Origin of the sequence: Dokdonella fugitiva (assembly GCF_004342425.1) — a bacterium.
GTDB classification, from domain to species: Bacteria; Pseudomonadota; Gammaproteobacteria; order Xanthomonadales; family Rhodanobacteraceae; genus Dokdonella_A; species Dokdonella_A fugitiva.
Map to the genome: position 1 here is coordinate 135,192 of NZ_SLWQ01000010.1, position 25,175 is coordinate 160,366.

29 protein-coding genes are annotated in these 25,175 nt (G+C 71.0%); 15 read left to right on the forward strand and 14 right to left on the reverse strand.

Going from position 1 to position 25,175, the window contains the following annotated elements; translation table 11 throughout:
- Positions 1-14 precede the first annotated feature (14 nt).
- Together EV148_RS15860 and EV148_RS15865 are read right to left on the reverse strand one after the other, a co-directional pair.
- A complete protein-coding gene (locus EV148_RS15860) occupies positions 15-911 on the reverse strand; it encodes an FHA domain-containing protein (protein ID WP_131999822.1) in 897 nt (298 codons plus the stop codon).
- 7 nt (positions 912-918) lie between these two features.
- Positions 919-1,824: a DUF6689 family protein gene (locus tag EV148_RS15865; RefSeq protein WP_131999823.1), complete on the reverse strand. Its 906-nt coding sequence runs from the start codon at positions 1,822-1,824 to the stop codon at positions 919-921.
- A 253-nt stretch (positions 1,825-2,077) separates the two neighbouring features.
- Between EV148_RS15865 and EV148_RS15870 the strand changes: the two genes are divergently transcribed.
- Positions 2,078-2,341, forward strand: coding sequence for a hypothetical protein (locus tag EV148_RS15870; RefSeq protein WP_131999824.1), 264 nt, complete (start codon positions 2,078-2,080; stop codon positions 2,339-2,341).
- A gap of 30 nt (positions 2,342-2,371) precedes the next feature.
- Here EV148_RS15870 and EV148_RS15875 read toward each other — a convergent pair whose 3' ends face one another.
- The 3 genes from EV148_RS15875 to EV148_RS15885 are packed head-to-tail and all read right to left on the reverse strand — an operon-like array spanning position 2,372 to position 5,209.
- Positions 2,372-3,028, reverse strand: a complete 657-nt coding sequence (locus EV148_RS15875) for a response regulator (RefSeq protein ID WP_131999825.1) — start codon at positions 3,026-3,028, stop codon at positions 2,372-2,374.
- Entirely contained in the window at positions 3,025-4,479 is a 1,455-nt protein-coding gene (locus EV148_RS15880) for a sensor histidine kinase (protein ID WP_131999826.1), read from the reverse strand. Before EV148_RS15880 ends, EV148_RS15875 begins: the two co-directional genes overlap by 4 nt.
- A 55-nt stretch (positions 4,480-4,534) precedes the next feature.
- Positions 4,535-5,209 (reverse strand): ribonuclease T2 family protein, encoded by a 675-nt coding sequence (locus tag EV148_RS15885; protein ID WP_131999827.1) that lies wholly within the window; start codon positions 5,207-5,209, stop codon positions 4,535-4,537.
- A 105-nt stretch (positions 5,210-5,314) separates the two neighbouring features.
- On the opposite strand from EV148_RS15885, the gene EV148_RS15890 reads away from it, so the two are divergent.
- Together EV148_RS15890 and EV148_RS15895 are read left to right on the forward strand one after the other, a co-directional pair.
- Positions 5,315-5,827: an SET domain-containing protein gene (locus EV148_RS15890; RefSeq protein ID WP_131999828.1), complete on the forward strand. Its 513-nt coding sequence runs from the start codon at positions 5,315-5,317 to the stop codon at positions 5,825-5,827.
- 130 nt (positions 5,828-5,957) lie between these two features.
- A complete protein-coding gene (locus EV148_RS15895; RefSeq protein ID WP_131999829.1) occupies positions 5,958-7,091 on the forward strand; it encodes a hypothetical protein in 1,134 nt (377 codons plus the stop codon).
- 145 nt (positions 7,092-7,236) lie between these two features.
- Here the strand turns inward: EV148_RS15895 and hemE are convergent, their stop codons facing one another.
- On the reverse strand, positions 7,237-8,298 hold the full coding sequence (gene hemE / locus EV148_RS15900) for a uroporphyrinogen decarboxylase (RefSeq protein WP_131999830.1): 1,062 nt from the start codon (positions 8,296-8,298) through the stop codon (positions 7,237-7,239).
- 88 nt (positions 8,299-8,386) lie between these two features.
- Complete coding sequence (locus tag EV148_RS15905; protein WP_131999831.1) at positions 8,387-8,647, reverse strand: WGR domain-containing protein; 261 nt, start codon at positions 8,645-8,647, stop codon at positions 8,387-8,389.
- Between the two features lie 238 nt (positions 8,648-8,885).
- On the opposite strand from EV148_RS15905, the gene EV148_RS15910 reads away from it, so the two are divergent.
- Positions 8,886-11,291: a TonB-dependent receptor plug domain-containing protein gene (locus EV148_RS15910; protein WP_199222809.1), complete on the forward strand. Its 2,406-nt coding sequence runs from the start codon at positions 8,886-8,888 to the stop codon at positions 11,289-11,291.
- Between the two features lie 100 nt (positions 11,292-11,391).
- On the opposite strand, the gene EV148_RS15915 is transcribed toward EV148_RS15910, so the two are convergent.
- From EV148_RS15915 to EV148_RS15925, 3 genes are all read right to left on the reverse strand, one after another.
- The gene (locus tag EV148_RS15915) at positions 11,392-11,937 is read right to left on the reverse strand and encodes an SEL1-like repeat protein (RefSeq protein WP_131999832.1); all 546 of its coding nucleotides are present in this window, start codon (positions 11,935-11,937) and stop codon (positions 11,392-11,394) included.
- Between the two features lie 88 nt (positions 11,938-12,025).
- Positions 12,026-13,096 carry a 3-dehydroquinate synthase gene (gene aroB / locus EV148_RS15920; RefSeq protein ID WP_131999833.1) on the reverse strand — a complete coding sequence of 357 codons (1,071 nt, stop codon included), beginning with the start codon at positions 13,094-13,096 and terminating at the stop codon, positions 12,026-12,028.
- Complete coding sequence (locus EV148_RS15925; protein WP_131999834.1) at positions 13,093-13,641, reverse strand: shikimate kinase; 549 nt, start codon at positions 13,639-13,641, stop codon at positions 13,093-13,095. The genes aroB and EV148_RS15925 overlap by 4 nt, the downstream gene beginning before the upstream one ends.
- 129 nt (positions 13,642-13,770) lie before the next feature.
- Here EV148_RS15925 and xrtH point away from each other — a divergent pair, with 129 nt between their 5' ends.
- The 9 genes from xrtH to EV148_RS15970 all read left to right on the forward strand — a co-directional run bounded on the left by xrtH (position 13,771) and on the right by EV148_RS15970 (position 20,819).
- The gene (gene xrtH / locus EV148_RS15930) at positions 13,771-14,265 is read left to right on the forward strand and encodes an exosortase H (protein WP_131999835.1); all 495 of its coding nucleotides are present in this window, start codon (positions 13,771-13,773) and stop codon (positions 14,263-14,265) included.
- Between the two features lie 78 nt (positions 14,266-14,343).
- Positions 14,344-14,547 (forward strand): dodecin family protein, encoded by a 204-nt coding sequence (locus EV148_RS15935; RefSeq protein ID WP_131999836.1) that lies wholly within the window; start codon positions 14,344-14,346, stop codon positions 14,545-14,547.
- A gap of 49 nt (positions 14,548-14,596) precedes the next feature.
- Positions 14,597-15,295 (forward strand): response regulator transcription factor, encoded by a 699-nt coding sequence (locus tag EV148_RS15940; protein ID WP_131999837.1) that lies wholly within the window; start codon positions 14,597-14,599, stop codon positions 15,293-15,295.
- Between the two features lie 156 nt (positions 15,296-15,451).
- Entirely contained in the window at positions 15,452-16,003 is a 552-nt protein-coding gene (locus EV148_RS15945; RefSeq protein WP_131999838.1) for a hypothetical protein, read from the forward strand.
- A 20-nt stretch (positions 16,004-16,023) separates the two neighbouring features.
- Complete coding sequence (locus tag EV148_RS15950) at positions 16,024-17,862, forward strand: hypothetical protein (RefSeq protein ID WP_131999839.1); 1,839 nt, start codon at positions 16,024-16,026, stop codon at positions 17,860-17,862.
- Positions 17,859-18,359: a Rab family GTPase gene (locus tag EV148_RS15955; RefSeq protein WP_199222810.1), complete on the forward strand. Its 501-nt coding sequence runs from the start codon at positions 17,859-17,861 to the stop codon at positions 18,357-18,359. The genes EV148_RS15950 and EV148_RS15955 overlap by 4 nt, the downstream gene beginning before the upstream one ends.
- Complete coding sequence (locus EV148_RS15960) at positions 18,356-19,894, forward strand: ATP-binding response regulator (RefSeq protein ID WP_131999840.1); 1,539 nt, start codon at positions 18,356-18,358, stop codon at positions 19,892-19,894. The genes EV148_RS15955 and EV148_RS15960 overlap by 4 nt, the downstream gene beginning before the upstream one ends.
- Complete coding sequence (locus EV148_RS15965; protein ID WP_131999841.1) at positions 19,891-20,232, forward strand: YbjQ family protein; 342 nt, start codon at positions 19,891-19,893, stop codon at positions 20,230-20,232. Before EV148_RS15960 ends, EV148_RS15965 begins: the two co-directional genes overlap by 4 nt.
- Positions 20,233-20,270: 38 nt before the next feature.
- Positions 20,271-20,819: a GNAT family N-acetyltransferase gene (locus EV148_RS15970; RefSeq protein ID WP_241988124.1), complete on the forward strand. Its 549-nt coding sequence runs from the start codon at positions 20,271-20,273 to the stop codon at positions 20,817-20,819.
- On the opposite strand, the gene EV148_RS15975 is transcribed toward EV148_RS15970, so the two are convergent.
- Positions 20,762-21,106, reverse strand: a complete 345-nt coding sequence (locus EV148_RS15975; protein ID WP_131999842.1) for a YqfO family protein — start codon at positions 21,104-21,106, stop codon at positions 20,762-20,764. The two genes, EV148_RS15970 and EV148_RS15975, sit on opposite strands and share 58 nt — an antisense overlap.
- A gap of 2 nt (positions 21,107-21,108) precedes the next feature.
- On the reverse strand, positions 21,109-21,726 hold the full coding sequence (gene pdxH / locus EV148_RS15980) for a pyridoxamine 5'-phosphate oxidase (protein ID WP_131999843.1): 618 nt from the start codon (positions 21,724-21,726) through the stop codon (positions 21,109-21,111).
- Between pdxH and EV148_RS15985 the strand changes: the two genes are divergently transcribed.
- Entirely contained in the window at positions 21,725-22,564 is an 840-nt protein-coding gene (locus tag EV148_RS15985) for a kinase (RefSeq protein ID WP_199222811.1), read from the forward strand. The genes pdxH and EV148_RS15985 overlap by 2 nt on opposite strands.
- Before the next feature lie 195 nt (positions 22,565-22,759).
- A complete protein-coding gene (locus EV148_RS15990) occupies positions 22,760-23,605 on the forward strand; it encodes an ABC transporter substrate-binding protein (protein ID WP_131999844.1) in 846 nt (281 codons plus the stop codon).
- Between the two features lie 58 nt (positions 23,606-23,663).
- Here the strand turns inward: EV148_RS15990 and EV148_RS15995 are convergent, their stop codons facing one another.
- The gene (locus EV148_RS15995) at positions 23,664-24,245 is read right to left on the reverse strand and encodes a YggT family protein (protein WP_131999845.1); all 582 of its coding nucleotides are present in this window, start codon (positions 24,243-24,245) and stop codon (positions 23,664-23,666) included.
- Between the two features lie 32 nt (positions 24,246-24,277).
- Positions 24,278-25,126: a pyrroline-5-carboxylate reductase gene (proC, locus tag EV148_RS16000; RefSeq protein WP_131999846.1), complete on the reverse strand. Its 849-nt coding sequence runs from the start codon at positions 25,124-25,126 to the stop codon at positions 24,278-24,280.
- Between the last annotated feature and the right edge of the window lie 49 nt (positions 25,127-25,175).

A 25,175-nucleotide genomic window follows, 5' to 3' on the forward strand; every position in this document is an offset into this window, starting at 1 on the left:
TACGGACGCTTTTTCTAAGCCGATACCTTGCGCAAATCTTCCCACGACGGCGCATCGCCGTCGGGCAGCGCGTCGATGAGGCCGGCGATGCGGTCGCGCAGGCGCGCGGCCTCGAGCGCGGTCGCGGCCGCGCCGGCGACGTTCTCGACCAGTTCGAGGTCGAGTTCGGTGACCGGCGGCCCCGGCGTACGGCTGTCGGCGTAGATGACGCCCGTCGCGCCGTCCTGCATCAGCAGCGGCGTGCAGACGAGCGCGCGGATGCCGCCGAGGCGCACGCTCGGGCGTTGCGCCAGCCATGGCGAATCGGTCGTGTCGCAGCAGACCACGGACTTGCGGCTGGCGAGCACGCGCTCGACCGCCGCGGCGCTGCCGGCGAAGCGGTCGCCGGACAGGTCCGCCGGGCGCAGCGCGCGGCTCGCGTGCACGCGCAGGGGGCGCCCCGCGTCGGCGTACAGCACGAAGCCGCGGTCGAGGCCGGACAGCTGCAGCACCATGTCGAGCATCTGCGGGATCAGCGTGCTCATGCCGATGTTCGGCTGCTGCAGTTGCGCCGACAGCGCGCGCGACACTTCGCGTCGGCTGAGGCCGGCCGAGCGGTGCGCGGCGGCCGCGGCATCGTCGATGCGCTCGAACGAGCACTGCACGTCGCCGACGGAGAACCACGTGGATGCGGCGAGCTGCGCGCTGCGCACCATGTGGCCGTCGACGCGCAGGCCGTTCTTGCTGCCGGTGTCCGACAGCAGCCAGCCATCGCCGCGCCACTCGAGTTCGGCATGGAAGCGCGACACGGAGGGATGTTCGATGCGCAGCTCGCAGGCGCTCGCGCGGCCGAGGCGGTACGCCGTGCCTTCCTCGATCACGCGCACCAGCGCGGCGCCGTCGGGTGGATAGGCGGTCAGGCGCGCCGGCATGGAGCGATCACGCGCCGCCGGCGCAACGCAGCAGGCTGAAGCGCAGCGTGCGCGCGAGGCTCGACAGTTCGCCCGCGTCGTTGACCATGTCGCGCTGGCCGCGCCAGAGGTTGGCGATGTCGATGCCGGCGTGCGCCTCGACGTCGGCGATGAAGTCGTCGAGCGGTCCGAGTGCATTGGTGCAACCGAGCACCGGATCGAGCACTGCGGTGCCGATCGCGGCGATCACGTTGGTGAGCAGCGCCGTGAGTTCGCCGCGCAGCAGGTTGCCGAGGATCGCCGCGGTCAGGCGCAGGGTCAGCGCGGTCGACTTCGGCAGGATCACGACCAGCACCGCGACGAGGCCGGTGTTGGCGTCCTTCGCGACGATGAACTGCGAGAACGCGCCGCCGCGACCGCGTGCGCGCGCGCTGCCTTTGAGCACGTCCTCGGTCACGTCGGCGAAGGTGCCACCGATCGGCGCCTTGAGCAGGCGGTACGGACTGTTCGGCGTGTAGGCGAGCCGGTGCGTGTGCACCTCGATGTCGTAGGTGTTGTGGAACGACAGCACGCCGGTGCCGTCCTCGAAGGGTTCGAAGCCGCTCGTGAACAGTTCCGGCGTGCCAGGCGGCTCGATCGTGACAAGCATCGGGAACGCCGGGTCGATGGCGACGCCGGCGGGAAGCGCACCGGGTGGGTGGGCCGGGTCGAACAGCTCCGCGCTGAGGTTGAGGCTGCGCGGGCTGAGGTTGGTCGGCGTGTCGAAGACGATCGTGACTTCGGCGTCGTAGTGCGTGCCGAGCGCGTCCTCGAGCAGGATCGTCGCGTGCGCGGTATCGCCGATGACCTCGACGTCGACCTGCGCGTGCGCCACGTGCGCGCCGAGCAGCGCGGAGAGGAGCAGCGCGCAGGCAGGCAGGCGGAGCGGTCGCATGGTCATCGGGCCCCCGGGCACCCGGCGCGGACAAGGCGGCCGGGATTCATGCCCGAGTCTAGCGCGTAACCCATGCCACGCTCACGCCGGCGACAGCGCGAGGGAATTTCCCCGTCGCATGCGAGGGGGATTCCCTTGCGCGATCGACGCGCAAGCATGTCGCCGCGTTTTATCGTCGGGCCGCGGTGGCTGCGAACGGGACGGCAGCCGCCCGCGATCGCGAACAGGGGCGCGATGACATGGGCGACACGCAGTGAGCAACAGCCACGACGAAGAGAGCCGGCGCAACGACATGCGTCGCCGCATCGCGGAGGAACTGATCGCGAGCGAACTGCGGCGCCGGCAGCGCAAGCGCATCGACGCGGCGCTGCTCGACGCGGCGCGCGACCCGCCGGCGGACGCGGACGCGGACGCAGCGTCGCGGCAGCCCGGCGAAGCGCCGCGGCCCGCGGACGGCCAAATCGACGATGCGGACGACGAGGCGACGCCTGCGCCGCGCGATCCTGCCAGCGAATGAGCGTGCCCGCGGCCGCCGGCCGCGGCGGCGTCAGTGGGTCGGCCGCTGCTTGAGGCCGCTCTTCCATGCGTAGACGGCCGCCTGCGTGCGGTCGGTGACGTCGAGCTTGCCGAGCACGTTGCTGACGTGCGTCTTGACCGTCTTTTCGCCGATGCCGAGGCGTTCGGCGATCTGCTGGTTGTTGAGGCCCTCGGCGATCAACGCGAGCACTTCGCGCTCGCGCTGGCTCAGCGAGTCGAGCATCTCCGCGCCGGGTTCGTTCTCCTGGCGCAAAAGTTCCATCAGGCGCGCCGCGACGCGCTGGTGCAGCACGGCTTCGCCGCGCGCAGCCTTGCGCACCGCTTCGGCGAGCGCGTCGGCGTCGACGTCCTTGAGCAGGCACGAGAGCGCGCCCGCGCGCACCGCCTGGACGATCTGCTGCGCGTCCTCGAACGAGGTGAGCAGGACGACCTGGGTGTTCGGGTTCTGCTCGCGGATCAGGCGCGTGGTTTCGATGCCGCCGCCGGGCATGACGAGGTCGACCAGCGCGACCTCCGGCGATTTCTCGCGGCACAGGCGGATCGCGTCGCCGCCGTTTTCGGCTTCGCCGACGATGGACAGGTCCGCGTGCGTCTCGAGGAACGCGCGGATGCCTTGCCGGACGAGCACATGGTCGTCGGCGATGACGATGCGGATGGGCGTGTTCATTGGTCGGCAGTCTCCACTACGTTGAAGCTGACGGCAACCCTGAGGCCGCCCTCGGGGCGAGGGGCCAGCTCGAGGTGCCCGCCCGGCAGCAGCAGCGCCCGCTCGCGCAGGTTGCGCAGCCCCATGCCCGCCGCGGGCGCCTCCGGCGCGCCGCGGCCGTTGTCGGCGATGACGAGCTCGACCCGCTCCTGCTGGCGCGCGAGCCTGACCTCGACCCGGCTCGCGCCGCTGTGGCGCAACACGTTCGAGAGGGCCTCGTCGACGATGCGCAGCAGCGATTCCTCGACCGGCGCCGCCTGCGGCGGCACGTCGTCGAGCGTGGTCTCCACCGCGATGCCGCTGAGATGGGCCCACTCGACCGCGCGCGTGCGCAGCCGTTCGGCGAACGGCAGCTCGGCGTCGGAGGCGCGCAGCTCGTCGAGGATCTGCGCGAGCTCCTGCTGGATCTGCTGGGTGAGGCGCTGCGCCTGCTCGAGCCGGTCCGCGACCGTCGGGTCGGCGGCGATGCGGCGTGCGGTGGCGAGTTGCAGGTTGAGCGCGAATGCCTTCTGCTTGACCGTGTCGTGCAGGTCGCGCGCGAGGCGCTGGCGCTCGGCCAGGGTCGCCAGCTGCGCGCGCGTGCGCAGCAGGCCCTTGAGGTCGAGCGCCATGCGGTCGAGCAGGGTCGACAGCGCGCCGAGCTCGTCGCCGGAGTGGTCGCCGATGTGGTCGCCGAAGTCGCCGCGGCTCCAGGCGTTCGCCGCGTACGCGATGCGGTTGAGCCGGCGCGTCACCCAGCCGGCGAGGAACAGCGACGAGGCGATGCCGAACACGACGAGGAAGCCGAACACGGTCGGCGACTCGAAGCTCGATTCGGACAGCAGGTGGCGCCAGGGCGAAGGCAGGTGCAGTTCCAGCGCGAGCCAGCCGACGTCGCGGCCCTGCGCGTCGCGCAGCGGCGCCAGCGCGCGTCGCAGCCGGCGGCCTTCGTCGCTGCCGGGCAGCGCGACCGCATGGCCGGCGGCGCGCGCGCGGGAGAAATCCGTTGCCGACGGCGCCGTCACGTGCGCGCCGCGGTCGGGTGGCGAGACGACGCGTTCGCGGCCGTCGAGGTCGAGCAGCGCGGCGCTCAGCGGCCGCTCGGACAGTTCGAGCAACAGGTAGGATGCGTCCGGCGTGAGGCCGCCGCGCGGCTGTTGCAGGCGCAGCACCCAGCCGTCGAGCCAGGCCTGCGCGCCGACGCGCGCCGCTTCGTCGACGCCGTGCAACTCGGGCCAGCGGCGGGCGAACTCGTCGGCGCCGGCGTCCGCAGCGCGCTCGAGGCTGCCTTCGGCAAGGCCGCGCATCATCTGCTGGAACTCGTGCGAGAGGATCACCGCCTCGACCAGCACGAGGGTCGGCAGCGCGAGCAGCGCGTAGAACAGCGCGAGCTTGACCACGAGTCCGCGCAGGCGCGGGCGCAGCAGGGTCATGGGCTTGGGGCCGTGGGCATGCGCGCAAGCATACCTGTGCGCTCGCCGCGCGCGGCTAGCGCGCCGCGGGAATCGTGAACGGCGCCGACACCGGGCAGCCCGTGCGCATGCGCCTGCCGCAACTGCGCAGGCCGAGGTCCTTGTCGAGGCAGACGCGTACCTCGACCAGCGCGCCCTGGCTGCAGTGCAGGCTCAGCATGTCGTCGGCGAGGCCGGGGTTGGCGCGCTTGAGCGCAGCGCGCAAGTCGCCCGCGCGCATGGACAGGTCGCGCGCGGGCGCCTTCAGTTCGGGCGGCACCTGCACCGCCGCGTAAGCGCGGTCGGCGAGCCTGAAGTAGGCGTTCGGCGCGAGACCGCTGCAACTGCCGTGCGCCTGCCACTCGTGGTTGATGAGGCGGCGGCTCGGCATGAAGGCGAGCGTCGCCTCGACGGTGCGCCGGTCCGGCCTCGCGTCGGTGCGGCAGCGCTGCGGGCCGCCGCCGCCCTCGTACTGCGGCCACAGGCCGTGCAGCACGAAACCGTAGCCCTTGTGGCCGCATTGCTCGTCCTCGTCCGGGTGGGTCTGGCAGAACGTCGGCGACCACGACAGCGCCATGACGTAGTAGTCGTAGCGGCCCGCGCCGGTCGCTGCCGCGGGTGTCTTCGGCGCCTTCGGATGGCGCGCCGATGCGACGGCGCAGTGTCCGGCGAGCAGTGCGGCAGCGAGGAGGACGGCAAGGCGTTTCGTCACGGTGGCGCTTCCAGGGTCGCGATGCGCGCACGCTAGCACGTGATCGCCGCCGCGTGCGTACACGCTATGATGGCCGTTCCACTCCACGCGAATCCGAATCCACGCATGTCCAGACGCATCGCCGCCCGCCGCTCGCCGATCCATGGCAACGGCGTCTTCGCCCTCGTCGACATCCCCAAGGGCGTCGAACTCATCGAGTACCGGGGCAAGCGCCTTACCCACGCCCAGGCCGACCGCCTGTACGCCAACACCAGCGACACCGGGCACACGTTCCTGTTCACGCTCAACGACAAGTACGTCATCGACGCCAACAGCGAAGGCAACATCGCGCGCTGGATCAACCACAGCTGCAAGCCGAACTGCCGCGCCCTGCTCGAAGAAGACGAGGGCGGCGACCCGCGCAAGGACCGCGTCGTGATCGAGACGCTGCGCCCGCTGCGCGCCGGCGAGGAACTCACCTACGACTACGGCATCGTGCTCGAGGAGCGCCTGACGCCGCGCCTGAAGGCGATCTGGGCCTGCCGCTGCGGCGCGCCGCGCTGCACCGGCACCCTGCTCAAGCCCAAGCGCAAGCCGGCTGCGGCACGCAAGCAGGCGCGCAAGTCCGCGCGATCCTGAACGGGATCGCGCGCCTCGCCCGAGCGGTCGGATCGCGCGACCGGCGGGCGCGCGGTCGATTGTGCCCGCGATGAAATGACGCGTAGGATGCGCCGACAGGGCAGCCAGCGGTGCGGGGGCACGGGGGCACGTGAGCAACAGCAGGACCATTGCGGTCGTCGGAGTGTCGGAACAGGAGGTCGCGCACCTGCGCCTGCTGCTGCGCAAATGCGCGGACGATATCGGCCAGACCTGGCGCTGGGGTGACGAAGACACGGCCGACCTCGTCGTCGTCGACGTCGATTCCTTCGGCGGGCAGATGGCGCGCACGCGCGCGCAGGGCGCCGGCATCCGCTGCGCGGTGTTCACCGACCGCACGGTCGAAGGCGCCGACCTGGTGCTGCGTCGCCCGCTCACGCGCGCGAACGTGATCGAAGTGCTGAAGCAGGCCGCGACGCCGGTCGTCGCGCGTGCCGACATCGGCGCGCACACCGACGATTTCTACACGCGCGACCTCGGCGACGCCGCGAGCGACAGCGCGCCCGTGGCCGAACCCGACGTCCTGCCGGCGATGGGCCTGGACCAGGCGCTGCAGCCGCAGCCGCTCGAGCTGCGCGAAATGGTCGGGCGCGACCCGCCGCCACCGCGCGCGGCGCCGGCGGAACCGGCGCGCAAGTACGCGACGCGCGAGAGCATGCTCACCGACACCGCGCCGCGCGAACTGCGCGAATACCTCGAAAGCAACCTGCTGACGATGCCGGCGCGCTTCAGCCTTGCCGGTGCGCCGCCGCTCGTGCTCGACCCGAAGAACAAGGTCGCGCATGCCCCGGCCGCGCTCGGCGCGCTCGAACCGTATTGCCGCGTGAAATGGCGGCTCTGCGACTGGCAGCCGCTGACCGGCACCGAGCTCGCCGACGTGCGTGCCGAACAGCAGTCGCACGCGTATTCGCGTCTGGTCTGGCTGCAGGTGCTCGTGCAGTCGGATGGCCACCTCGCCAAGCACCTCGACCCGGGCGGCACCTACAAGATCAAGCACTGGATCGAGATCGACAAGGACCTCGGCCGCTATTTCCGCATCGCCTCGGCGATGCTGCAGCCGGCACGCCTGCACGAGATCGCCGCGGCCGCGGCCGCACCGATGGCCGAGGTGTTCAACCTCGTCAACGCCTACGACGCGATCGGCAACATCGAATGGCAACCGCGCGCACGCCGCCACGAGCCCGCGACGCCCGAACCGTCGCTGATGGGCCGCATCAGGAAGCCCTGGCGCCGCTCGTACCGCTAGCCCGCGCGGGGCCTGCCGCGCGAGACGAAGCAAAGCCAGAGGCAGGATTGCAGCACGAAGCACGCCGAGCACACGAAGAAGAGCTTCCCTGATTGCCTTCTCGGTGTGCTCGGTGTGCTTCGTGTTCCAGGGTTTCCGGCTTTGCTCAGCCGCCCGCGCGATACGCGTGCACTTCGTCGACGAGGGCGGCGACGTGGGCGGGGTCGATGTCCGGCGTGATGCCGTGGCCGAGGTTGAAAACGTGGCCGGGTGCGCCCGCGTACGCGTCGAGCACCTTGCGTGCCTGCGCGCGGATCGTGTCGGGCGACGCGGCGAGTACGGCCGGGTCGAGGTTGCCTTGCAGGGCGACGCGCTGGCCGACGCGCGCGCGGGCTTCGCCGAGGTCGATCGTCCAGTCGACGCCGAGTGCGTCGCAGCCGGTGTCGGCGAGCGCTTCCAGGTGTCCGTTGGCGCCCTTGGAGAACAGGATCAGCGGCACGTCGCGCGTGGCCGCGTCGGCCTTGAGGCGCGCGGCGATCGCGGCGAGCGGGCGCAGCGAGAACTCGCGGAACATCGCGGGTGCGAGCAGGCCGCCCCAGGTGTCGAACACCATGAGCGCCTGCGCGCCCGCGGCCGCCTGCGCGGCGAGGTAGCGCGCGACGGCTTGCGCGAGCGTGTCGAGCAGGCGGTGCATCGTCGGCGCGTCCTCGAGCGCGAGTGCCTTCGCGCGCGCGAAGCTCGACGAGCCTTCGCCTTCGATCATGTAGCAGGCGAGCGTCCACGGGCTGCCGGAGAAGCCGATCAGCGGCGCGCGCTCGTGCAGTTCGCGGCGCACGAGGCGCACCGCATCGACGACGTAGCGCAGGTCCGTTTCCGGGTCGGGCACGCCGAGGCGGGCGATGTCGGCCGCGCTGCGCAGCGGGCGCGCGAACTTCGGCCCTTCGCCTTCGACGAAGTGCAGGCCCAAGCCCATCGCGTCGGGGATCGTGAGGATGTCGGAGAACAGGATCGCCGCGTCGAGCGGGAAGCGCGCGAGCGGTTGCAGGGTCACTTCGCAGGCGAGTTCGGGCGTCTGCGCGAGGGCGAGGAAACTGCCCGCGCGTTCGCGCGTGGCGCGGTACTCGGGCAGGTAGCGGCCGGCCTGGCGCATGATCCAGATCGGCGTCGTGTCGACGGGTTCGCGGCGCAGCGCGCGCAGGAAGCGGTGGTCGGGCGTGGTGGTGGTCATGGTCTGCACGACGAAAAGGGATGGCGGACGGCGTCGTCGCGGCGGCGGGCACGCGCGGCGGACGCTGGAATCGGAACGGGCCGCGCGCTCAACGCGCGTGCGGCCCTTCGAAGCCCTGGCTGAACATCACGTGGAAGCCGCGCCGCAACTGCGCGTCGCGTGCGTGCTCGAACGCGGTCAACGCCGCATCGCGTTCGAGGTAGACCTCGCGCTTGCTGCTCGCGCGGCTGCCTTGCTGGCCCCATTCGCGAAACAGCGTCCAGCCGCCGAGCAGGTCCTGCTGCAGCACGAGCTGGTAGTAACGCGGCGCGTCGGCGCCGGTCGGTTTGGTCTGCATGAAGAGGCGCATGGGGCGTCGCGATCAGAGCATCGCGGATTGTAGCGTCTGCGTCGCGGCGGGCGTTAGCACCGTGACGCCGTACGGCACCGGTGCAGCTTGCCGGCACGCGTCCCGGTTCATCCGGAGTGGCCGGGAACGCCGCGTTCCTGCCCCGTTCGCCGCCTGCCGAGTGCGCGCCGTGCAGCCGCTGGCGGGCGCCGGATCGGTTAAGCTGCGCCGCACACACAGACTCCCTGGGGAGGGGATCATGGCTGTTTCGCGCTCGCTCGGCGCGGCCATCGCCGCGGCCGTCGTCAACATCGGTTTCCTGCACGCCGCCCATGCCGCCGAGGCGGATCCGCAGGCAGGTTCCGCCGCGCCGGCGGAAGACCGGATGACCGAACTCGAAGGCGTGACCGTACTCGGTTCGCGCCGCTACGACCGTTCCTCCGACACGGAAACGGCCGTGCCGGTCGACATGCTGCCGATGCAGAAGGCGGCCGAGCAGGGCGGCAACTTCGATCTCGCGCAGACGCTGCAGTACACCGCGCCCTCGTTCATTTCCGGCCACCAGACCGGCGCCGACAACGCCGACTCGGTCGATTCGGCCGCCCTGCGCGGGCTCGGCTCGGACCAGACCCTCGTGCTCGTCAACGGCAAGCGCCTGCACTCGACCGCGCTGGTCAACCTGTTCGGCGCGCGCAACCGCGGCAATACCGGCACCGACCTCAACACGATCCCGCTGCTCGCGATCGACCACGTCGAGATCCTGCGCGACGGCGCCGCCGCCCAGTACGGCTCGGACGCGATCGCCGGCGTCATGAACATCGCCTTGAAGCGCCGCAAGGGCTGCGAGGGTGTCGTCGGCTACGGCGAATACTCGCGTGGCGACGGCGAGAACTGGCTCGCCTCGGCCTACTGCGGCTTCCAGGTCGGCAACGACGGCGTCGTGGCGCTGACCGGCGAATACCTCGACCGCGGCCGCTCCAACCGTTCCGGCCCGGACAATCCGCGCACGATCGGGGATACCGCGGTCGAGAACGGCACCGTCTACTTCAACGGCGACATCCCGTTCGGCAACGGCATGCACTTCTACTTCGACGGCGGCCTGCAGAACCGCAGCGCCTCGTCGGGCGCGTTCGCGCGCGGCGGCATCGGTTCGGACGACATCCCGTCGCGCAATTCCGAGGCGATGTACCCGGACGGCTTCGTGCCGTTCATCGATCCGTACGTGCAGGATCGCCACGGCACCGCGGGCGTGTGGTGGAACTGGAACGACTGGCGCGTCGATGCGTCGCAGACGCTGGGCTACAACAAGCTCATCGACACCATCCGCCACACGCTCAACGCGTCGATCGCCAACTACGACCTCGAGCACGGCGGCGCCGGCATCAGCCCGGACCACTTCAACGCGGGCGGTTTCTCGTTCACGCAGGCGACGACGAACCTCGACTTCACGCGCTTCTTCGACGGCTGGTTGCACGGCGTCAACGTCGCGTTCGGCGGCGAGTTCCGCCACGAGAACTACGAGATCTACGCGGGCGAGCCCGGCTCGTACATCGACGCCGACGGCCCCGGCGGCGGCAACGCGGGCAGCCAGGGCTTCCCCGGCTTCCAGCCCGCCGACGCGGCCGACAAGAGCCGGCACAGCTGGGCCGGTTACGTCGACGTCGAGACGAACTGGACCGATCGCTTCATGACCGACCAGGCGCTGCGCTACGAGGATTACAGCGACTTCGGTTCGACCACGACCGGCAAGATCGCCGCCGCGTTCCGCGTGACCGACCAGTTCCTGCTGCGCGCGTCGGCGAGCACGGGCTTCCGCGCGCCGTCGTTGCAGCAGCGCTGGTTCTCCTCGACGTTCACCGACTTCATCAGCGGCGAACCGGTCGACGTCGTGCTCGCGCCCAACGGCGGGCCGATCGCGCGCGCGGCGGGCATCCCGAACCTCAAGGAGGAAACGTCGCAGAGCGTCACCGCCGGCTTCACCTGGAAGCCGACCGACGCGCTGTCGATCACGCTGGACGGTTATCGCATCGACATCGACGACCGCATCGTGCTGACCGGCTACTTCGACACGTCCGATCCCGACATCGGCGAGATCCTGCAGCAGCTCGGCGTCGGCTCGGCGCAATTCTTCGTCAACTCGGTCGACACGCGCACGCAGGGCCTCGACCTCACGGTCAGCCATGGCATGGACCTCGGCCAGGGCCGCCTCGAGAGCTTCCTCGCGTTCAACCACGGCACGACCAAGGTGCGCAAGGTGCACACGCCGCCGTCGCTGGTCGGCCGCGAGGACTCGCTGCTCGGCGAGCGCGACCGCCTGTTCATCGAAGGCGGCGCGCCGCGCTCGAAGGCGACGCTCGGCTTCGACTATTCGATCGGCGACTGGGACGCGAACCTCAAGTTCATCCACTTCGGCCGCATGACGCTCGGCACGTTCTCCGGCCCGCCGGTGCCGAACCAGCACTACGGTGCCGCGACCTCGGCCGACGCGAGCCTCACCTACAGCTTCAGCGAGAACACCAAGCTCACCGTCGGCGGCACCAACATCTTCGACAAGTTCCCGACTTCGCAGAATCCGGACGAGACCGACAACGGCTTCAAGTACGAAGCGGTGCAGTTCGGCCTCAATGGCGCGGCCTGGTTCGTGAGGCTCGCGCACAGGTTCTGAGGCGGGGGCGCGCGCAGCAAGGCCGGGGCGCCGGGATGAAAGTGGATTCCCTCCCGGGGGAATGACGACGGGATCCCGGCCCTCGGCCTCGGCCCTGGCGTCACCTCACCTCCGCCACGCACCGCTTCAGCAACAGGTTGGGCCCATCCTCGCGCGGCGCGCACACGACGCTGTCGAGGATGTGGCCGCCCTGCGTCGCGGCGAGGTTGCAGCTCATGTTGGTCGCGCGCAATCCGTAATTGTCGATGAGGCGGCGCGCCTCGACGTCGGCGATGCGGCGTTGCTCCGGGGTCATCGCGGCTTCGATCTTCTCGACGATGGCGTGGTAGCCGCGCTGGTTCACCTCGGCCGCGACCTTGAGCCACGCGTAACCGGTGAGATCGTCGCGCGGCGCGCCCTGGCCGAGCAGGTACATGCGGCCGAGCGCGGACTGGCTTTCCTTGTCGCCCGCGCACGCGGTGCGCTGGAACGCCGCGAATGCCTCGTCGTAGCGCTTGCCCTCGTAGGCGCGCTTGGCCTTGAGCAGCATCGAGCGCCAGTCGCCCGGCAGCACGCGGTCGAAGCCTTCGGCGATCGACGCGGCGAGCGCGGCGCCGCTCGCGGCGAACGCGAGCGCAACGGTGAGGCGGACGAAGGTCTTCTTCATGAGCATGGCTTCCTTGTGGACGTGGCCGGAACACTAGCGCACGCGCGCGCGACGTCAACGTCCGGAAGTCAGGGGGCTCGCCGCGCGCTCAGGCCGCAGCGAGTACGCCGCGGATCGCCGCGGCATCGACGTCGGGCACGATCGCGGCGGCACCGATGCCGTGCCAGAGGATCAGGCGCAGGCGGCCGCCGAGGTTCTTCTTGTCGAGCTGCATGAGCGCGAGCAGTCGTTCCGGATCGGCCGCCGGCGCCGCGGTCGGCAGCCCGAATGCGGCGAGCAGGCGCGCGAGGCGGCGCGCGTCGTCGTGCGACGCGTGCCCGCGTTCGGCCGACAGGCGCGCCGCGAGGACCATGCCGATCGCGACCGCTTCGCCGTGCAGCAGGTTGCCGTAGCCGGTCGCGGTCTCGAGCGCATGCCCGAACGTGTGGCCGAAATTCAGCAGCGCGCGCTCGCCCTGTTCGTGCTCGTCGCGCGCGACCACCCCTGCCTTGTGGCGGCAACTGGCGGCGATCGCTTCGGCGAGCACCGCGTCGTCGCGCGCGTTCAAGGCGTCGGCATGGCGCTCGAGCCAGGCGAAGAATGCGGCATCGCCGATCGCGCCGTACTTGACGACTTCGGCGAGGCCGGCGCGGTATTCGCGTTCCGGCAAGGTGGCCAGCGTGGACGTGTCCGCGATGACCGCGCGCGGCTGGTGGAACGCGCCGACGAGGTTCTTGCCCGCGGGCAGGTTCACGCCGGTCTTGCCGCCGACCGACGAATCGACCATCGCCAGCAGCGTCGTCGGCATCTGCACGAAGTCGATGCCGCGCATCCAGCACGCGGCGGCGAAGCCGGCGAGGTCGCCGATCACGCCGCCGCCGAGCGCGAGGATCGTGGCGTCGCGGTTCGCGCCGAGCGCGGCGAGCGCGTCGAACACGCGCGCGCAGGTCGCGAGCGTCTTGTGCGCCTCGCCGTCGGGCAGCACGAGGCTCGCATGGACGTGGCCGCGCAGGCCCGCCTCGACGCGCGCGAGATAGAGCGGCGCGACCGTCTCGTTGCTGACCACGAGCACATGGCGGCCGCGGATCGCCTCGCGCCAGCGCGCCGTGTCGGCGAGCAGGCCGGGGCCGACGTGGATCGGGTAGGCGCGCTCGCCGAGCGCGACGTCGAGGGAAATCATGCAGCCTCCGGATTGCCGCGTCGCCAGCGCGCCTCGAGCAGGTCGAGCAGGTCGTGTGCCGCGTGTGAACTGTTCCCGACGCCGCTCGAGGGCAGGCGCAGGTCGGCGATTTCGGCGTAGAGCGGATTGCGTTCGCGCGCGAGCCTTTCCAGCCGCTCGCGCCGGCCGGGCGCCTGCAGCAGCGGCCGTTGGCGATCGCGTGCGAGCCGCGCGAGCTGCGCGTCCACGTCCGCGTCGAGCCAGATCACGAAACCGTTCTCGCGCAGCACGCGCCGGTTCTCCGCATCGAGCACGGCGCCGCCGCCGGTCGCGAGCACGATGCCGTGGCGCGCGGCCAGTCCGGCCAGCATCGCGCTCTCGCGCCGGCGGAAACCCGCCTCGCCCTCGAGCTCGAAGATGAGGCCGACGGCGGCACCGGTGTGCGCTTCGATCTCGTGGTCGAGGTCGATGAACGGCATGCGGAACAGTTCGGCGATCAGGCGCCCGACGGTGGTCTTGCCGGCACCCATCGGACCGACCAGGAACAGGCTGGGTGCGGGATTCATGCCGGAATGCTAGCAGGGCCGCACGCCGCGGCGGTGACGCGTGCGTCACGCGCGGCTCGTCGCCGGGCGCGATGGCGATACAATCGCCGGCCTGCGGCACCATGCCGCCCCGCCACGCCGTCGCCCGCCATGCTCCGCTTCATAGTCCTGTTCGGCGCGATCTTCAGCGCGTTGTTCGTCGCCGAACTGATGCAGCCCGTCGATCGCCACGTGATCGAGCCGTTCACCGCCGCGATCGCCAAGGTCAGCGTCTGGCTGGTCGGCCTGTTCGACTCCCACGTGATCGCGTTCGGCAAGGAGCTGCACAGCACGCGCAACGGCTTCGCGATCTCGATCGAGCGCGGCTGCAACGGCGTCGAGGCGGTGATCATCCTCGTCTCGGCGATGCTCGCGTTCCCGGCGCCGTGGAAGCATCGCCTCGCCGGCATCGGCATCGGCTTCGCGGCGATCCAGCTGCTCAACCTCGTGCGCATCATCAGCCTGTTCTACCTCGGGCAGTGGAACCGCGTCTGGTTCGACTGGTTCCACTTGTACCTTTGGCAGGCGCTGATCGTGCTCGACGCACTCGTCGTGTTCCTGGTCTGGTTGCGTTACGTGCCGCGCGAGGGCATCGAACCGGCCTGAGCCGGCGGCGCACGCGCATGTCGCGCCCGCGCGCGCCTTTGCTATAGTGGGCCCGCCCTTCCCGAGAGGAGCCTGATCATGTCCGTCGCCAAGGTCATCGAACTCAGTGTGTCGTCACCCAAAGGCATCGAGGATGCCGTCCAGCAGGGACTGCGCAAGGTCTCGCAGACGGTGAAGAACATCCGCGGCGCGTGGGTCAACGAGATCAAGGTCGTCACCGGAGACGACGGCGCGATCACCGAATGGCGCGTCAACATGCGCGTGAACTTCGTCGTCGAGTGAGCGCATCCGCCGGGGGAGCCGCCGACCACGACCGACCGACGCCGCCATCATGAACAAGCTCGGACTGGTAGTCGGCCTGCTCGAGGATGACGAGGACATGGCGGCGCTGGTCGGGCAGTGGCTGGAGGAAGCCGGCTACGCGACCCGCCTGTTCCGCAGCGTCGGCGAATACCGCCGGCGCCAGGGCAGCGAGGCGGTCGACCTGTTGCTGCTCGACTGGATGCTGCCGGACGGCAGCGGCATCGAAGTCATCGAGGGCATCCGCAGCTCGGCGAACAGCCGCCTGCCGGTCGTGTTCCTGACCGCGCGCGATACCGAGGACGACATCGTGCGCGGCCTCGCCAGCGGTGGCGACGACTACGTCGTGAAGCCGCCCAAGCGGCGCGAACTGATCGCGCGCGTGAGCGTCGTGCTGCGCCGGCACGGCGCCGATGCGGAGGCTGGCGAGACGATCGAACTCGCGCCGTACTCGCTCGATGCGAAGCGCCGCCGCATCAGCGTCGACGGGCGCGAGGTGGACCTCACCCAGCGCGAATTCGACCTCGCGAGCTTCCTGTTCCGCCGCCACGGCCGCATCGTCAGCCGCGACGCGCTGCTCGAGAACGTGTGGAACCTCAGCTCGGCCGTGTCGACGCGCACGGTCGACACGCACGTGAGCCGCCTGCGCAAGAAACTCGAACTCAGCGGCGAGCATGGCTGGCGCCTCGCCGCGATCTATCAGCACGGCTATCGGCTCGAGCCGATCTGAGCCGGCGCGCCGGGAACGGCGCGCGAACCGCAGCACCGGGAGATCGCGATGGCCACCGCAGCAAAACGGAGTCCGCGCCGGAAAGTCGATCCGCGCCAGCGGCCGGCGCCCGAGCGGCGCGCGGCGGCCACGCGTACGCACACGAGGAGCAAGGCCATGGCAGATCCGAAGAAGCCCGCCGCGGACGGCGGCGCCGATCGCAACGTCGACCAGATCCGGGACATCCTGTTCGGCGGCCAGATGCGCGACTACGAGCGCCGCTTCCAGGACCTCAACCAGCGCTTCGAAGCCGAGCTCACGCGCATGCGCGAAGCGCAGGAGAAGCGTCTCGCGCAGATCGACAAGCGCCTCGACGACCAGCTCGACAAGCTCGGCAAGCTCGTGCGCCAGGAGATCGAGGACCGCAACGGCGCGATCGACGACCTCGAATCGCGCCTGCAGCAGGCCGCGCGCACCGCGCGTGCGGAAGTCAACAAGGCGCTCGATGCGCTCGCGCAGGAGATCGCGCGCAGCGACGAGCGCCTGCGCGGCGAAATCGCCGAACTCGGCGCAAGCGTGCAGGCACGCGCGGGCGAGGCCGATTCCGCGCTCGCGCGCACGGGCGCCGAACTGCGCGCCGAGAAGGTCGGCCGCGACGACCTCGCGGCGTTGCTGACCGAATTCGCGCTCAGGCTGCGCGGCGACTTCGAACTGCCGTCGCCGAAATAGGAGACGGGCGGAGCGCCGCGATGACGAGCCCTGGCATCGGCGACCTCGCCGGTCGGCCCGTGGCGCCGCGCATGGCCGATCCTGCCGAGGCCCCCTCGCGCGAGGCATCGGAGGCGCCCGGGGGCTTCGAGCGCCTGCGCGAACTGCTGCTCGGCGGCGAGCGGCGCGAGCTCGCCGACGCACGCGCGCGCATCGCCGAGCTCGAACGCGCGCAGCGCGATCTGCCCGCGCGCCTTCCCGATGCCGCGGTCGAGGCCCTGCGCAACGAGCAGGGCAACCCGCGCGTCGCCGCGGCCCTGTCCGAGCCGGTCGCGCAGGCGCTCGGCGCGGCCGTGCAGAAGCACCGGCAGAGCCTCGTCGACGCGTTGTTCCCGATCCTCGGCCCGATGATCCGCAAGTCGATCGCCGAGGCGTTGCGCAGCCTCGTCGCCAACCTCAATGGCGCGATCGAGAGCAGCTTCACCGCGCGCGGCCTCAAGTGGCGCTTCGAGGCCTGGCGTGGCGGCGTGCCGTACGCCGAAGTCGTGCTCAAGCATCGCCTCGCCTACGGCATCGACCACGTGTTCCTCATCGAGCGCGCGAGCGGGCTCGTGCTGCACCACGCCTCCGCACCGGGCCTGCCGCCGCTCGATGCGGATGCGATCGCGGGCATGCTCACCGCGCTCGGCGACTTCGTCGACGACTCGGTCGGCGGCGACGTCGGCGGCGCGCTCGAGTCGGCGCAGGTCGGCGCGGACCTCGTCTGGGTCGAGCACGGCCCGCGCGCCAATCTCGCCTGCTTCGTCCACGGCGTGCCGCCGGCGCAGTTGCGCACCTTGATGGAGCAGCGCCTCGAGGAGATCCATGCGCACCTGCTCGCGCTGCCGCCGGACGCGCCGCTGCAGTCGCTCGGCGAGGATGCGCTCGTGCGCGGGCTGCTCGCGCCGGCGGCGCTGCTGCGCGACACCGAGGAAGCGACCGCGCCGTCGTCCGCGCGCAAGCCGTCGCGCGTGCCGCTGCTGGTCATCGGCGCGCTCGCGCTCGCGCTGCTCGGCGGCCTCGCATGGTCGCGCTGGCGCTGGGACGCGCGCATCGACGCACTGCGCGCGCGCCTCGCCGCGCATCCGGGCTTCGTGCTCACCGGCATCGAAGCCCGCGCCTGGCGCGCGCTCACCGTGCACGGCCTGCTCGATCCCGATGCGGAACCACTCGATGCCGTGCTCGCGGGCGCCGACCTGGGCGCGGTCGTTCCCACGCTCGACGCGAGTGGTTACGTCTCCACCGACGATGCGGTGATCGCACGCCGCGCGGCGCGCCTGCTCGCGCCGCCCGGCTCGGTCACGCTCGCCGTGCAGGGGCGCGTGCTGCGCCTGTCCGGCACGGCGCCGCAGGCATGGATCGACGCCGCGCAGGCGCGCGCGCCCTGGGTCGCCGGCGTCGCGCGCGTCGAATCGTCGCTCTCGGCCGCCGCCGCCGGTGCCGGCGATGACGCGGCCGTCGCGCAGCGGCAGGCCCGCCTCGAGCTCGAGCGGGTCCTCGCCGAACTCCAGGCACGCCACGTGGCGTTCGTGCAGGGCGTGGATCCGGCCGACGGCGCCGACGCGGTCGTCGACGACCTCGCGGCATCGTTGCGCCGCGTCACCGCGCTCGCACCCGCGGCGAAGGTCGAGGTTGGAATACGCGCCTACGGCAGCAACGACGAAAGCGGCGGAAGCGAAACCAATGCGCGCGTGCGTGCGCAGCGCGCGCAGTGGCTCGAACACGCGCTCGCCGCGCGGGGCATCACCGGCGTGAGCGTGGCCGATTCCGCGCAGCCGGCAGACGCGCCGAACCGCCGCGGTGCCGAGCTGCGCGCAACCGTGCGCGAGGCAGGCCCGTGAACGCGTCCTCCTGCAAGGTCTGCATGCTCGGCGACTTCGGCGTCGGCAAGACCAGCCTCGTCGCCCGCTACGTGCGCAGCACGTTTTCCGACAAGTACCTCACCACGGTCGGAGTCAAGGTCGACAGCAAGGAGGTCGCACTGCCGGGGTGCGAACCCGTCAAGCTCGTGCTGTGGGACATCGCCGGGCGCAGCGCGCTCGACGCGCCGAGCACGAGCTACCTGCGCGGCGCGAGCGCCCTGCTGCTGGTCGCCGACGGCACGCGCGAAGCAAGCCTGAGTTCCGCGCTCAACCTGCTCATGCAGTCGCGCAGCACGCTGCCGGACGCGGTCGCCGTGCTCGCGGTCAACAAGCTCGACATCGTCGAGCGCTGGGAAGTCGCCGCGACCACGCTGGCCGAGATGCGCCGCAGCCTGCCGGTGTTCGAGACGAGCGCGCTGTCGGGCGCCGGCGTCGAGGATGCGTTCGCCGAAATCGCGCGGAGACTGGTCGGATGATCGTCGACGCCACCTGGCCCGCGGTCGTGCAGGCCTACCTTCGCGCGGTGCTGGTCGACCGCGCGCACCTGCTGCTCTTCAGTTTCGCACCCGGCTGGCGCCTGCTCGGCGTGCAGGGCGATCCCGCAGTCTACGGCCTCGCACCGTACGGGCCGGAAGGCCTGCAGGCATTGCAGGACCTGTTCGTCGGCCTGCCACTCGATCGCGACCAGGACATCCCGTTCGTCGAACTCGCCAACGGGCGCAGCGCGCACGTGCACCTCGTCGCCGACGACGACGGCTTCCACGTGTTGCTGCTCGACGCCGAGGAAGCGCGCTCGCACGAACGCGTGCAGCAGCAGCTCGTGCACGAGGCGGTCATCGCCAGCCACGCGAAGTCGAAGGCGATCGGCCAGCTCAAGGACATCCGCGACGAACTCGACCGCCAGCGCAGCAGCCTGGAAGAAGCGAATGCGCTGAAGAACGCCCTCATCGCGACGCTGAGCCACGAGTTCCGCACGCCGCTCACGGCGATCTTCGGCTACCTGCACCTGGTCGAGCGGCGCGCGTTCGCCGACGCGACCTCGCGCCAGGCGCTGCAGGCCGTGCGCCGCAGCGCGACCTACCTGTTCGCGCTGGCCGAGAACCTGCTCGAGTACGGTCGCGGCGAAGCGGGCGGGGCCTTGCTCAACCCGGTCGAGGTCGACCTCGCCGCGCTGCTCGCCGACGTCGAGGCCATGTTCGCGCCGCTCGCCGAGGCCAAGGGCGTGCGCTTCCACGCGACGCTCGCGAGCGAGGACGCCACGCCGCCGCGCTTCGATGAAGTCAAGCTGCGGCAGATCCTCGTCAACCTGCTCTCCAACGCCGTGCGCTACACGGCCTCGGGCGAAATCGGGCTCGCGCTGGACTGGCGTCGGCGCCACCTCGTCGTCGAGGTGCGCGACAGCGGCATCGGCATCGCGCCCGAGTTCGTCGGCCAGGTGTTCAAGCCGTTCAACCGCGGCGCGCAGGCCGGCTGCAAGGGCGCGGGGCTCGGCCTCAGCATCGTGCGCCGGCTGGTCGAGCAGATGCATGGCACGCTCGCGCTCGAATCGGAGCCGGGGCAGGGCACGCATTTCCGCATCGAGCTGCCGTCGGTCGCGTCGATCGCGTCGGCGGCCGAAGTGCCCGGGCTGCGCGGCCACCGCGCGCTCGTCGTCGACGACGACCCGGATGTCGCGCAACTGCTCGAAGTGCTGCTCGAGGACCTCGGCTTCGAGGTGGAGGTGCTCGGCGAGGCAGCGCCGGCGATCGCGCGCGCGGCGGCCTCGCGGCCCGATCTCCTGCTCGTCGACGTCGAGTTGCCCGGGCTTTCCGGCAATGCGGTCGTCTACCAGCTGCGCGCGCAGGGTTACCGCGGGCCGGTCGTCGCATTGTCGGCCAATGCGACCACGGATGCGCGCGACGCGTCGCTGCGTGCCGGCGCCAACCATTACCTGACCAAGCCGCTCAACCTCGAACGCTTCGCCGCAGTGGTGCGGCGCGCGGTCGGCGAGGGCGCGAAGGAGGCGACATGAAGAAGGTCGATCGCAGCATGGTGACCACCGCGAACGAACTGCACGGGCATCGCGTCGCCGTCAGCCTCGGCGTCGTGCGCGGCATCACCGTCCGCTCGCGCAGCGTCATTGGCAACATCGGTGCGGCGCTGCAGACGCTGGTCGGCGGCAACATCAGCCTGTTCGCCGAATTGTGCGAGCGCGCGCGCAGCGACGCCTTCGACCTCATGCTCGAGCACGCGGCGGAACTCGGCGCGAACGCGGTGATCGGCATGCGCTACGACGCCAACGAGATCGCGCAGGGCGTGACCGAGGTACTCGCGTACGGCACCGCCGTGATGGTCGAACCCTCGCGCTGACCTCGCCGGCGCCGCGGTGGCGCGCGTATGATCGCGGCATGACCGTCCTGCTGCGCGACGCGACCGTCGCCGACCACGACGCGATCGTCGCGCTCAACGCCGCCGAAGTGCGCCACACCAGTCCGATGGACGGCGCGCGCCTGCGCGAACTCGACGCGCTCGCCGGCTGCCACCGCGTCGCGATCGTCGACGGCGAGGTCGCCGCGTTCCTGCTCGCGATGCCGGACCACGTCGCCTATCGCAACGACAACTACGCGTGGTTCGCCGCGCGCTACGAGCGCTTCTGCTACATCGACCGCGTCGTCGTCGGCGCGCACCGGCAGGGCCGGCGCCTCGGGTCCCGGCTCTACGAGGACCTGTTCGCGTGGGCGCGTGCGCGGGCGATCCCGCGCGTCGCCTGCGAATTCAACCTGGTGCCGCCGAACGAACCGTCGCGCGCATTCCACGCGCGACACGGCTTCGCCGAAGTGGGGCGGCAGTGGCTCGGCGGGAAACAGGTCTCGATGCAGGTTGCCGCGGTCGGGCGCGATCAGGGCGCCGGCATCGACGACTCGTCGACGAAGACCGCGGGCACTTCCCACGGGTGATGCGGGCGGATGCCCGCTTCGACGAGGCGCTGCAGGCGCGCTGCGTCGCGCGGAATGCAGAACTCCACGCGCACGCTCGGCGCCCGCACCAGCTCGCCGATGCCGCCGAGCGTCGGGTGTGCGCCCTCGAGCGGCCGGAACTGTTCCGTCGACGGCGCCGAGATCCACGCCGAGTGCGCATAGTCGCCGATGCGCAGGTCGTCGACCGCGCAGACGCCGTCGACGACGCGTTGCACGTGGTCGACCGGGACGTACACGCTCACGCGGTAGACCGGCAGCAGGCGCATCGCTAGGGAAACAGCATGCGCCGCGTCCAGCGGCCGTCGGTGCCCCGTTCGTAGCACTGGCGCTCGTGCAGGCGGAAGTCGGCGCCGAACCAGAGTTCGATCCGCTCGGGCACGACGATGTAGCCACCCCAGTGCGGCGGACGCGGCACCGCGACGCCATCGAAGCGGCGTTCGACCTCGGCGATGCGCGCCTCGAATTCGGCGCGGTCGGCCAGCGTGCGCGATTGCGACGAGGCCCAGGCACCGACCTGGCTGCCACGCGGGCGCGTGGCGAAATACGCATCGGAATCGGCGGCGGGCAATCGCTCGACGCGGCCCTCGACGCGCACCTGCACGCCGTTGCGCAGCGTCTTCCAGTGAAAGCACAGTGCCGCGCGCGGGTGGGCCAGCAGCTGTTCGCCCTTCGCGCTTTCGTAGTTGGTGTAGAAGCGGAAGCCGCGCTCGTCGTGGCCCTTGAGCAGCACGATGCGCGCGCTGACGCGATCGCCGACCGCGGTCGCGAGCGTCATCGCCGTCGGCTCGGGGTCGCCGGCCGCCCGTGCCTGCTGCAGCAGGTCGCCGAACGCGGCGAGCGCCTCCTGATACAGTGGATCGGTCCCGTGGTTCGCAGGTGCGTTCATGCGCGCGGATGCTAGCACGCACGGTTATCCGCCGGAGGTCGTCGAGCGCGTGCTCGGCGCGTTGCCGGTGCGCGGCCGGCATGCGCGTCGCCCGCTGCTGGTCGGACTCTCCGGCCTGCAAGGCAGCGGCAAGAGCACGTTCGCGCGCGCATTGGCCGCGGCCGCGAATGCGCGCGCCATCCCGTGCGACGTGCTTTCGCTCGACGATTTCTATTACGGCCGGCGCGCCCGCCAACATTTCGCGCGCACGCGCCACCCGCTGTTCGCGACGCGCGGCGTGCCGGGGACGCACGACGTCGGACTGTTGCTGCATGCCCTCGCTGCGCTCGGCGTCGCCGGCCCGCGTCGGCCCGCGCGCCTGCCGCGTTTCGACAAGGGCCGCGACACGCGCGTCGTGCCATCGCGCTGGCGACGCGTGGCGCGGCCGCCGGCGCTGGTCGTGCTCGAAGGCTGGTGCGTCGGCGTGCCGCCGCAGGATGCGCATTCGCTGCGCCGCGCGGTCAATGCGCTCGAGCGCGACGAGGACCGCGACGGCCGATGGCGGCGTGCCGTGAACGCCGAGCTCGCCAGAGCGTATTCACTCCTGTGGCGACGACTCGACCGGCTCGTGCTGCTGCAGGCGCCGTCGTTCGCGGTGGTCGAGCGCTGGCGCGACGAGCAGGAGCGGGCACTGCGCGCGCGTGGCGCGCCGCGCGCGCTCGACCATGCGGCCTTGCATCGCTTCCTCATGCACTACGAGCGCCTGAGCCGTCACGCGCTGCGCACGTTGCCGCCGCGCGCCGACATCCGCCTCGTGCTCGACGAGCACCGGCGCGTGCGCGGGATCGAGGGCGCGTGAGGGCATCACCGCGAAGCCGTCTGCGGGCTCTGGTTCCGGATCAGAATGGACTACCGCTTTCGCGGGAACGACGACATGGGCATCGAGGGTGCCCGGGGGAGGGTTGACTCGATCCGGGTGGTAGCGCGTGCGTCGCGGACTTCATCCAGTGGCGCCCGGGGCGCGTCGCGCGGTATCGCATGCGACAATCGATGCATGCCGTACGACATCGGGCCCCGACGCATCGTCTGCCTCACCGAGGAACCGACCGAAGTGCTCTACGCGCTCGGCGAGCAGCAGCGCATCGTCGGCATCTCGGGCTTCACCGTGCGGCCGCCGCGCGCACGCAAGGAAAAGCCCAAGGTGTCCGCGTTCACGAGCGCGAAGATCGGCGAGATCCTCGCGCTGGAGCCCGACTTCGTCATCGGCTTTTCCGACATCCAGGCCGAGATCGCGCGTGAACTCATCGCCGCCGGCGTCGAGGTCTGGATCAGCAACCACCGCAGCGTCGCCGGCATCCTCGACTACATCCGCCGGCTCGGGGCGCTGGTCGGCGTGCCCCGGCGCGCGGAGGAGTACGTGCACCAGGTCATGATGCACCTCGACTCGATCGAGCGCGCGGCGGTTGCACTGCCGAAGCGCCCGCTCGTCTATTTCGAGGAATGGGACGAACCGTTGATCACGGGCATCCGCTGGGTCGCCGAGCTCGTGCGCATCGCCGGCGGCGACGACGTGTTCCCGGAACGTTCCGCGATGCCGCTCGCGCGCGATCGCATCATCGCCGACCCCGGCGAGGTCGTGCGCGAGGCGCCCGACATCATCTTCGGCTCCTGGTGCGGCAAGAAGTTCCGCCCCGACCGCGTCGCCGCACGCCCCGGCTGGTCCGCGATTCCCGCGGTGCGCGACGGCGAACTGCACGAGATCAAGTCACCGATCATCCTGCAACCCGGCCCCGCGGCCCTGCTCGACGGCATCACCGCCCTGCACACCGTCATCGCCCGCTGGTCACACGCGTACGCCGAGCGCGCGGCGCGAGGGCCGTCGAGAAAGAGACGAAGCTGAAACGCGTTGCTTCTCTCCGCGCCCTTCGTGTTCCAGCCTTTCCGGCTTTGGCTTCGGCTTACAGCGCGCCCTGCGCGAGGCGTTGGCCGAGGTCGAGGAGCGGGGCGACGAGCAGGGCGAGGGCGAGCATCAGGGCGAGGATGACCAGCGCGGGCGAGAAGTCGAAGCCGCCGAAGGTCGGCAGGCGCTTGCGCACCGGTCGCAGCAGCGGCTCGGTCAGCTGGAACAGCAGCGGCACGACCGGATTGGTGCGCTCGACGCTGATGAAACTCATGAGCGCGCGGACGAAGATGAGGCCGATGCAAAGCACGATCACGAGTTCGATGAGGTCGGCCACCGCCATCACGGCGAGGCCTGCCAGACCAAGGCCCTGGCCGTACATCGCGTAGAGGAGTGCGAGCTTGATAGCGGTCAGCAGCCATGCGACCAGCGTCGCGGCGACGTCGAAGGTGCGCCAGTTCGGGACGAGCCGGTGCAGCGGCATCAGCAGCGGATTGGTGAGCTTGTACAGTGCCTGGCAGACGGGGTTGTAGAAGTTCGCGCGCACGAGCTGCAGCAGCACGCGGAAGACAGCGAGCGCGACGAGCGTCACGAAGACGAAGTTGACGATGATCTGGCCGGCGTTGGCGAAATAACCCATGGATGCGTCCTAGGCCTGGCTGCGGTGCAGGGTCATGAATAGCGCTCCGAAAGCTCCTTGCCGCGCGTGGTTGCCGCGGCGACCGCGTCCGCGACCAGTGCCCTGAGGTTGCCGTTCGCGAACGCTTCGAGTGCGGCCGCGGTCGTCCCGCCCGGCGAGGTCACCCGTTCGCGCAGCACCGTCGGCGGCTCGCCGTCCTCGACCAGCATGCGTCCCGCGCCGAAGCAGGTCTGCGTCGCGAGCGCGCGCGCGGTCGCCCGCGGCAGCCCTTGCGCGACCGCGGCGTCCTCGAGTGCTTCGACGAGGAGGAAGAAGTAGGCGGGCCCCGATCCGGACAGCGCGGTCACGGTGTCCATGAGCTCTTCGCGCTCGATCCACACGGTCGCGCCCGCCGCGCCGAGGATCGCCTGCGCCTGCGCGCGCTGCGCGGCGCTCGCGTCGTCATTGGCGATCATGCCGGTCGCGCCGGCGCCGATCAGCGCGGGCGTGTTCGGCATCGAGCGCACGATCGGCACGCCCGCGCCGAGCCACGCGGCGAGCTGGTCGATGCGGATGCCGGCGGCGATCGAAATGACGAGCGGCCGTGCCGCCGCGACGGTCGCCGCGATCTCGGCGCAGACGTCCTTGAGCACCTGGGGCTTGACCGCGAGCACGAGCGCATCGGCGGCTTCGGCCGCGGCGCGCGCGTGGTCGTGCACGGCGACGCCGAAGTCGCGCGCGAGTGCGCCGCGCAGTTCCGCGTTCGGCTCGGCCACGGCGATCGCCGTGGCCGGCGTGCCGCCGCGCACGAGGGCGCCGATCAGGCTGCGCGCCATGTTGCCGCCGCCGATGAAGGCGATGCGGGTCGGAATCGGGGGGCGGGAATCGGGAAGTGAAGGCATCGTCGGGTTTTCAGCTGCGTCGTGTGCGTGTGGCGCGAGCATAGCAAGA

Coding starts and splice junctions, on each gene's coding strand:
- EV148_RS15860 (WP_131999822.1), bottom strand. CDS start 911: ATGCCGGCGCGCCTGACCGCCTATCCACCCGACGGCGCCGCGCTGGTG.
- EV148_RS15865 (WP_131999823.1), bottom strand. CDS start 1,824: ATGCGACCGCTCCGCCTGCCTGCCTGCGCGCTGCTCCTCTCCGCGCTG.
- EV148_RS15875 (WP_131999825.1), bottom strand. CDS start 3,028: ATGAACACGCCCATCCGCATCGTCATCGCCGACGACCATGTGCTCGTC.
- EV148_RS15880 (WP_131999826.1), bottom strand. CDS start 4,479: ATGACCCTGCTGCGCCCGCGCCTGCGCGGACTCGTGGTCAAGCTCGCG.
- EV148_RS15890 (WP_131999828.1), top strand. CDS start 5,315: ATGTCCAGACGCATCGCCGCCCGCCGCTCGCCGATCCATGGCAACGGC.
- hemE (WP_131999830.1), bottom strand. CDS start 8,298: ATGACCACCACCACGCCCGACCACCGCTTCCTGCGCGCGCTGCGCCGC.
- EV148_RS15905 (WP_131999831.1), bottom strand. CDS start 8,647: ATGCGCCTCTTCATGCAGACCAAACCGACCGGCGCCGACGCGCCGCGT.
- EV148_RS15910 (WP_199222809.1), top strand. CDS start 8,886: ATGGCTGTTTCGCGCTCGCTCGGCGCGGCCATCGCCGCGGCCGTCGTC.
- EV148_RS15915 (WP_131999832.1), bottom strand. CDS start 11,937: ATGAAGAAGACCTTCGTCCGCCTCACCGTTGCGCTCGCGTTCGCCGCG.
- aroB (WP_131999833.1), bottom strand. CDS start 13,096: ATGATTTCCCTCGACGTCGCGCTCGGCGAGCGCGCCTACCCGATCCAC.
- EV148_RS15925 (WP_131999834.1), bottom strand. CDS start 13,641: ATGAATCCCGCACCCAGCCTGTTCCTGGTCGGTCCGATGGGTGCCGGC.
- xrtH (WP_131999835.1), top strand. CDS start 13,771: ATGCTCCGCTTCATAGTCCTGTTCGGCGCGATCTTCAGCGCGTTGTTC.
- EV148_RS15935 (WP_131999836.1), top strand. CDS start 14,344: ATGTCCGTCGCCAAGGTCATCGAACTCAGTGTGTCGTCACCCAAAGGC.
- EV148_RS15940 (WP_131999837.1), top strand. CDS start 14,597: ATGAACAAGCTCGGACTGGTAGTCGGCCTGCTCGAGGATGACGAGGAC.
- EV148_RS15945 (WP_131999838.1), top strand. CDS start 15,452: ATGGCAGATCCGAAGAAGCCCGCCGCGGACGGCGGCGCCGATCGCAAC.
- EV148_RS15950 (WP_131999839.1), top strand. CDS start 16,024: ATGACGAGCCCTGGCATCGGCGACCTCGCCGGTCGGCCCGTGGCGCCG.
- EV148_RS15960 (WP_131999840.1), top strand. CDS start 18,356: ATGATCGTCGACGCCACCTGGCCCGCGGTCGTGCAGGCCTACCTTCGC.
- EV148_RS15965 (WP_131999841.1), top strand. CDS start 19,891: ATGAAGAAGGTCGATCGCAGCATGGTGACCACCGCGAACGAACTGCAC.
- EV148_RS15970 (WP_241988124.1), top strand. CDS start 20,271: ATGACCGTCCTGCTGCGCGACGCGACCGTCGCCGACCACGACGCGATC.
- EV148_RS15975 (WP_131999842.1), bottom strand. CDS start 21,106: ATGCGCCTGCTGCCGGTCTACCGCGTGAGCGTGTACGTCCCGGTCGAC.
- EV148_RS15985 (WP_199222811.1), top strand. CDS start 21,725: ATGCGCGCGGATGCTAGCACGCACGGTTATCCGCCGGAGGTCGTCGAG.
- pdxH (WP_131999843.1), bottom strand. CDS start 21,726: ATGAACGCACCTGCGAACCACGGGACCGATCCACTGTATCAGGAGGCG.
- EV148_RS15990 (WP_131999844.1), top strand. CDS start 22,760: ATGCCGTACGACATCGGGCCCCGACGCATCGTCTGCCTCACCGAGGAA.
- EV148_RS15995 (WP_131999845.1), bottom strand. CDS start 24,245: ATGGGTTATTTCGCCAACGCCGGCCAGATCATCGTCAACTTCGTCTTC.
- proC (WP_131999846.1), bottom strand. CDS start 25,126: ATGCCTTCACTTCCCGATTCCCGCCCCCCGATTCCGACCCGCATCGCC.